The organism is Thiohalocapsa sp. ML1, from assembly GCF_001469165.1.
In the GTDB taxonomy this organism is placed as follows: domain Bacteria; phylum Pseudomonadota; class Gammaproteobacteria; order Chromatiales; family Chromatiaceae; genus Thiohalocapsa.
This window is the reverse complement of sequence record NZ_JABX01000093.1, coordinates 1-6,782: the sequence shown is the minus strand read 5'-3', so window position 1 is coordinate 6,782 and position 6,782 is coordinate 1. Positions and strand designations below refer to the sequence as shown.

Here is a 6,782-nt window from a genome sequence, read left to right as displayed (position 1 = left end):
GCGCGCTGGGAGGTCGCGCTGCGCAACGACTTGGCCATGGCCTACAGCAACCGCGGCAACGCCAAGCAGGCCACCGGCGGCCACGGCCCGGCGGCGGCGCTGGCCGACTACGACGCCGCCATCGCCATCTTTGATGCCCTGCGCCGGCTGCTGGAGCCCGACGGGCGCTGGGAGGTGGCGCTGCGCAACAACCTGGCCAGCGCCTACAGCAACCGCGGCGGCGCCAAGCAGGCCGCCGGCGGCCACGGCCCAGCGGTGGCGCGGGCCGACTACGACGCGGCCATCGCCATCCGCGCGGACCTGCGAGACCTGCTGCTGCGCCTGGGTGGCGAGGCCGCCTGGTCGCCTTGGGATCGATTCCAGCTCGCGCAGTTGTACCTGGCCCGCATTCGGCTCAAGGGCACCCGCGACAGCGCAGCGGATCAGGACGCCGTGCGGTCCATCGCCGAGAACCTGGACGCCATCGGACAACAGCAGCTCGCCGCCGGACTCATGGGCGCACTGGCCATGGCCAAACTGCCGCGCCCGGTACTTTGGATCATCGAGCGGCTGCTGCGGCCCTTCGCCGGATGGTTACAGAGACTCCGGCAGCGCTTCGAGTCGGATGCGATGTCCTGGCGGCGATGAGAACCCGCGCCCGACCTTGGCCGACGCCCGTCATCCATTCCGTCGATCTCACCCAAGCCTCGAGGGAACCAACCATGTCCGCCGAAGATACCCCGGAGCGAGTACCGGAAACGCTGCTGCTGCAACAGCTCTACCGGCGCGTGCAAGGCAAGCGCCTACGGATCGAAGAAGAGCTCTCCGCCCTGCTCAAGGTCAGCGAGATCCACGACGGCTCCGCCCTGGTGTGCGTGCGCAACACCATGGAGATCATCGTCACCGAGATCTGCGAGGAGCAGCTCGGGCGTCCGCGGGGCAGCGGGCCCATCGGCGGCATCCTGCACGACCTGCAAAAACTGCCGCAGATCCCCGACGGCATCACCTACAACATCGACCACATCCAGAAGCTCGGAAACCACGGGGCACACCCCAAGCCGCGGCATCTGCGGGACTACCGCCAGAGCGTGACCCTGCTGCACAGCCTGGTGGACTGGTATCTGGTGGAGTATCGGCGTCTTGAGAGCGAGGAGGATGCGCCGGAGCGCTCCCGGCTCGGTGCCCTGGTGGCCAACGCCCACGACTACGTCAAGCGCTTCCACATCAAGGACAAGTGGGCGGATCGCTGGCAGGAGCGGGGAACGGACCTCACCGAGGCCTACGACCGGCTGTTCCTGAACATCGCCACCCTCAACGACCGCCCAGTGGACGAGGATCTCGGTGTCTTCGCGGCCATGGAGGAGGCGGCACTGAAGCCGGGGAATGCGCGCATCCCGCTCAACGTCATCGGCCCCGCGGGCTGCGGCAAGTCGACGCTGCTCAAGATGTTCTATCTCTACATGCGCCGGCGCACGGACGTGATTTGCCTGTACTTCAACATCTTCTCCTACCTGCGCGGCGACCCGCCGGCGCAGCTCACCGAGGCCCTTGCTAGGCAGCGGTTCGATGAGGGCATCGGCCCCATCGAGGCGCTGATCCGCTGCCTGCAAGAGCCCCCGGACGGCCCGCCGCTGCTGGTGATCGTCGACGGGGTCGATGAGTTCGTCGAGAAGGCGACCAAGATCGAGCTGACGCTGGTCAAGCTGGTGACGGCCTACGCCCGCACGCGGCTCATCTACGGCATCGGCGCGGTGCACAACGAGGTCCCGCAGGTCCGGCCGCGCCCGCTGGCGCTGATCAAATCCGACGCGACCCTGAGGCTCGCACAGATCCATCTCTTCGACCCGCGCGCAGCGAGCTTCCTCACGCAGTTCTGCGCCTGCGAGGCCATCCGCAAGGAGACCGCCCCCGTGCAGCCGCATGAGCTGCACGAGCTCGCCGAGGAGCGCAAGCTGTTTCTGCTGGACCTGTTCTCGCTCAAGCTCCTGAGCCTGGTGCTCACCGAGGGCGAGCAACAGCAGCCAAACCTCTCGGACACCATCGAAGGCCACTGCTTCCGCTTCCTGAAGCACTACTACGACGATGATGTCGTCACCGAGGGCTCGCTGTTGCTCGACATCGGCGAGATGGCCTTCAGCTATGTCACCGGTGCCCATACGGCCGAGCAGAATCTGTACTCGCCGAAGTGGATACTGACTCTGCGCCATCCGATAGTGCGCGATTTCCTGGTCGCCAACTTCATCGTCGCCCGGATCATCGCCTGCGGTCGGGCCGGCGTGCCGGATCCAACAACGAGCGATCTGCGCTACGTCTATCCGTTCTCCATCAACCGCTTCTGCCGCGAGCTGGCCAACGACCCGGCCAAGCGGCCTTCGGCGTATGGCGGCATAGCCTGTCTGCTGCGGGAGGGAGAGGACGAGCAGCGGCCGCATCTGTGCTACCTGATCGGGCGACTTGCCCTCGATCAGGGGCCGCGCGTGGCGATGCAGAATCCGTCGCGGGAGCAGTGCGAGAAGTCGCTGCTGTGCGAATGGGAACGCGCCAGCCAGCTCGCGCAGCGCCCGGAGAGTGCCTTTCTGCGCCGCACCATCCTGATCAGCCTCATTCAGCTCGGCAACGCCTGGGCGCTGGAGGCCTACATCGACGAACTGTTTTCGGACCCGAAGTCCAACCAGATCAACCGAGGCTTCCACCTCGTGTACTACGGGGACGCCCTCTATCAGCCGGGGCCAACCCTGGACTACTACGAGGATGACAATGGTGAGATGGCCTACACCTTCCTCTATCTGCAGAAAAAGATCGCCCACGCGGTGGAACAGAACCGGGCCTATCCGCTGTTGGATGTGGAGGTCTTCACCGCCCTGTCATTGCTCCAATTCCGGCACGTCGAAGGCATGCGCGGCGGTGGCCGGCTGGACCCCGGCTACATCGCCCAGGGGATCGACCTGGCGGTCAGCGTGTTCAACAAGGGGCTGCTGAAGACCTCCCGCTGCCGACACTACTGCCGAATGATTGCCCGGCACCTGCGCATACCGGGCTTCACCCCGGCGCTGGTATCGCGTGAAATCATGATGCTGAAGCAGCGGCCGCGGAAGGGATGGATCGAGTACGGGGTGTCGCACGGCGAAACCGTCGCGGAGCATTTGCTCGGGGCGACGATGATTGCCAAGGTTTTCGTCCCCGCACATGACGCATCGGGCATGGAATCACCGGTCAGCGCCTGCAAGGATGAGGTGATGGAGATGTTGCTGGTTCACGATCTCGGCGAGGCCCTGTTGGGGGATACCCTGTACGAGGACCGCGGCACCGAGAAGACCGCCGCCGAGAACGAGGTGGTCGGCTATTTCGACGCCTGCTCCACCTATCCGGCGCTGCATGGTCTCGCCGGCTGGCTGGAGCTCTACACCCGGTTCGAGCACAACCCCAACGGCGACACCTGTGCCAACCTGGCCAACGAGATCGACGCCCTGGAGTTCTGGCACACCTACCAGTTCTACTTTTTCGTCAGCCGCGAGATCCAGCACGATCAGGGGCAGTACGACGACGTCCGCGGCAAGGTCAAGCGGCGCATCCATTCTCCCTGCGGCAACGCCATCTTCGACGCCCTGGACGCGCCCTTCGACCCCGCAACGGTCCCGGTGGCCGAGGAGTCCATGATGGATTGGCTGCCGATGCGCATCACCGCGGACACCCCACAGGGGGGAACGAGCGGTTAACCTGGAGTCCGAGACACCGATACGCTGTTTCGTCTGATGATCGAGCGCAACGGCCCTATGGAGAGCCCGGGCCATGTCCGCTCCCGGGCGCACTGCGGCGCGGCCGGACCGCCGGAGAGCGGCTGGACGAGAGTCCGGGTAGCCCGCGGCGAGCGGGGTCGCCTGCTCGGCTGCGCGCGTGGATCAGGGTCTCGTCAACACGGGCCGCCCTTGCAGGCCGGTCCTCAGCGAAGCCCAGCCGGACCCGCTCGACAGCAGCGCCCCTGCCGCCTACCGGGATTCTAGGAACGCCGCCGCTGCCTCGGCGAGCGGGCGGCAGGCGCGGAGGGCAGTGCTCATCTCGGACCGGTAATATTTTTTGGCTTTGTGACGCTTAACGCGGCGTTGATGCGCGCGGATGGCTGCTGACAGGTCTCTGTTGTCACTAATCAGTGAAACTAGATAAATCTCAACTTATTGTGAAATAACGTTTTCCATGCATGACACGATCAGAAGCAGAAAAGAAGCAGATTGAAACGCACTCAGTCACACTGAGACGGACGTGAAAGTTTGGCCTCCGAAGGCTGGGGGGCGCGCCATATTCCCAATTGAAACAGATGCCTGCGTGGTGGCCTTGGGCCGCGTGAGCGGCCTTTCGTCTGGGCCAGGACCCGGTCGCCGCTCGCTGGGGCGGACTGCGCGACACGGCGATGCGCCTGTTGTCCACCGAGTCCGACGCCCTCCGGAACGACTCCCGCACCGATCTGAACCTGCCGGTCCTGACGCTGCTCGCCGCCACCAGTAACCCCGGAGACGGAGCGGCGAAATGCGCTTGCCGGTGGGCTATCGAACCGCGGCCTTGCCCACCACGACAACGGCGATCTCGCTGCGGCCATCCGCGACTACGATGCGGCTATCGGACGTCGCCGGGTTCTGTTGATGCGGCATGTTCTTGTCGGCGCTGATCAGCGCATCGAGCTCCGCGGCCGCGACGGCCAGCAGCCGCCCGTTCCGATAGCCGCTCCAGCCCATCGTCGCGGCAGTCTCGACCCGGTGGCCTGGAAGGTGCTCGCGCAACCGCCGCGGCAGCGACTCGTCAAGCAGCAGCCGCATCGAGGAACAAGCGCTCGCGGGCTGCCTCCAGCACCGCAACGGCAGCGGGCCGGGTGACCGACGGAAAGTCGGTCAAAAAGTCGTCGAGCGACGAGCTGCCTTCCAGATAGTCGAACAGGTTCTGCGGAGCGCATCCACCAGGCGGCTGGAGCACCTGCGGATGCGTGACGACGCTCCAGCGTCGTCACGATCATCAGCAAGAAGCGCAACGGCACAACCGTCAGGCGCATTTGCTGCGCCGAACGGTTGGCTTATGATGCCGGGAACGACGCGTCAATCCGATGAGGACCGAGCAATGACCGCAGACATCGAAAGCCTAGTGTTGGAGCACCTGCGCCACATCCGCGGTCGGGTCGATCAGATCGGCGACGACATAACCGACCTCAAGCACCGCATGTCCAGCCTCGAAACCGCGATGGTCGGCGTCAAGCGCGAGCTGACCCACGGCGACGAGACCGATGCCCGCCAACAGGTCAGCCTCGATCGCATCGTTGAGCGGATCGAGCGCATCGAGCGTCGCCTCGATCTCCTCCCCTAGCATTGCCTGATCGTCACGGCGTCCGCCATTCGGTAGACGTAGAAATCGCTGTCGAGCGTAAAGATTCGGTGCTCGGCGAGCGTCTCCGCCAGGGTGACGAGCGATGCGTCCGCCAGATCCATGGGCGTATCACGATAGGCCGACATCAATGCCTCGGCCCGCCGTGTGAGATCGCCGAGGTCGTAGATGACCAGTCGCCCATGACGTTGCCAGCGCCAAAGCTCGGCCTGGGCCGGCCATCCACCCGCGCGTCGCAGCAGGTACATAGCTTCGGTGAAACAGGGCCAGGTGGTCGGCCGGCAGGGTCCGTGTGGCGACGATACAGCGCTGGTGATTCGGGTCGTTACGATTGATGAGCGCGATGATCGGGCCGGTGTCGACGAGGGTCACGACCGAGCCCGTTGCTCGTGATCGGCTCGGTCGCGCTCCAGCTCGTCACCGAAGTGTTCGCCGGAGCGTTCCGAGAGGGCCTCCGCGTTCCCGTCTATGGTCCCGATGAAGCCTTCCAGGAAGCTCCCGAGGTGCCCTTCAGACGCCGACGGGCTGGGCATTGCGCAAAGCCGTTCGCGCAAGATTGCCAACACCACCTGCTCGGGTGTTGCGCCGGCGGACTTCGAGGCTGTTTTCACGGCCGATTCGAGCTCGGGCGGTAGGGATATCTTCATCGGGCAACCTCTCTTAACCGATTCGGAGTCTAGCATTCAAGCCGGCTCGGCGCCCTGCGTCGTCATCCGATCGTCGCGACCCTTCAGCGTCGCGATGATCAAAAACAGCATGCCGCAAGCCGCAGCCCCGTGGGAGCGGCTTCCAGCCGCGATGGCGAGTCCCTGCGACGACAAGGCGGGAGGTCGGCGATGCACCATGCAGCGATGCCCAGGCCGCCCCGACGGGGGCAGTCGCGGCCAGAGGCCGCTCCCAGTGCGCCCGCGAGGGCGCCTCATCAGCACGGTGCGAGTCCGTGTCTTCGTGGCCCGAAGCTCCGTAGCCGAAGGTAACTGCGTCGTCGCGAGGCGGGGTGGGGAGCAACAGTCAAGCGAACTGTCGGTCCGCAGGATAATGAACGCGTTTCGGCGGGGTGTCGTGGCTAGCCCGCTGGGAGGTGGCGAAGCCTGAAACTCACCGTGGACGCTGGTGTACGGCGTGTAAAGCGATCCACGGGCGGCATCACGTGGTTGGGGGTGGAACGACAGGAAGGTGAGGCGAGGTAAGCGGGGAGACCTGTCGGCGGAGGTGACCGTTGGCAGGAGTCAGAGCCCTCGTAGTAGTGCAAGTTCGCAACTGGACGACCAAGGGCTGACGCGGCGGAGACGCCGGTCCAAGAGTAGGTGTGGACATAGAGCGGGTAGTAGTAGGACTCGCCTTGCCAGCGGATCGGCATGCCCGGGTGCCACGCGAGGAACGCGCAGCAATCGCGCAGCGCCAGCCCCTTCCAGTCCGCCCATAGGTCGATACCGGAG

The 6,782-nt window shown here is 65.3% G+C and carries 7 protein-coding genes; 3 read left to right on the top strand and 4 right to left on the bottom strand.

Annotated elements, in window-relative coordinates:
• Nucleotides 1-627: hypothetical protein (locus ML01_RS29825; RefSeq protein WP_216819291.1), on the top strand; the 627-nt coding region annotated here is incomplete at its 5' end.
• 74 nt (nt 628-701) lie between these two features.
• Complete coding sequence (locus ML01_RS26300; protein ID WP_058558338.1) at nt 702-3,695, top strand: HD domain-containing protein; 2,994 nt, start codon at nt 702-704, stop codon at nt 3,693-3,695.
• Between the two features lie 822 nt (nt 3,696-4,517).
• On the opposite strand, the gene ML01_RS26295 is transcribed toward ML01_RS26300, so the two are convergent.
• Complete coding sequence (locus ML01_RS26295; protein ID WP_058558337.1) at nt 4,518-4,787, bottom strand: DUF5615 family PIN-like protein; 270 nt, start codon at nt 4,785-4,787, stop codon at nt 4,518-4,520.
• On the bottom strand, nt 4,771-4,941 hold the full coding sequence (locus tag ML01_RS30030) for a hypothetical protein (protein ID WP_173865221.1): 171 nt from the start codon (nt 4,939-4,941) through the stop codon (nt 4,771-4,773). Before ML01_RS30030 ends, ML01_RS26295 begins: the two co-directional genes overlap by 17 nt.
• A gap of 141 nt (nt 4,942-5,082) precedes the next feature.
• Here ML01_RS30030 and ML01_RS26290 point away from each other — a divergent pair, with 141 nt between their 5' ends.
• On the top strand, nt 5,083-5,325 hold the full coding sequence (locus ML01_RS26290) for a hypothetical protein (protein WP_058558336.1): 243 nt from the start codon (nt 5,083-5,085) through the stop codon (nt 5,323-5,325).
• On the opposite strand, the gene ML01_RS26285 is transcribed toward ML01_RS26290, so the two are convergent.
• Entirely contained in the window at nt 5,322-5,591 is a 270-nt protein-coding gene (locus tag ML01_RS26285) for a hypothetical protein (protein WP_216819290.1), read from the bottom strand. The genes ML01_RS26290 and ML01_RS26285 overlap by 4 nt on opposite strands.
• Before the next feature lie 120 nt (nt 5,592-5,711).
• The gene (locus tag ML01_RS26280) at nt 5,712-5,990 is read right to left on the bottom strand and encodes a hypothetical protein (protein WP_156428025.1); all 279 of its coding nucleotides are present in this window, start codon (nt 5,988-5,990) and stop codon (nt 5,712-5,714) included.
• Between the last annotated feature and the right edge of the window lie 792 nt (nt 5,991-6,782).

Bases quoted from the DNA above. Each gene is read 5' to 3' on its own strand.
- ML01_RS26300 (WP_058558338.1), top strand. From the start codon at position 702: ATGTCCGCCGAAGATACCCCGGAGCGAGTACCGGAAACGCTGCTGCTG.
- ML01_RS26295 (WP_058558337.1), bottom strand. From the start codon at position 4,787: ATGCGGCTGCTGCTTGACGAGTCGCTGCCGCGGCGGTTGCGCGAGCAC.
- ML01_RS26290 (WP_058558336.1), top strand. From the start codon at position 5,083: ATGACCGCAGACATCGAAAGCCTAGTGTTGGAGCACCTGCGCCACATC.
- ML01_RS26285 (WP_216819290.1), bottom strand. From the start codon at position 5,591: ATGTACCTGCTGCGACGCGCGGGTGGATGGCCGGCCCAGGCCGAGCTT.
- ML01_RS26280 (WP_156428025.1), bottom strand. From the start codon at position 5,990: ATGAAGATATCCCTACCGCCCGAGCTCGAATCGGCCGTGAAAACAGCC.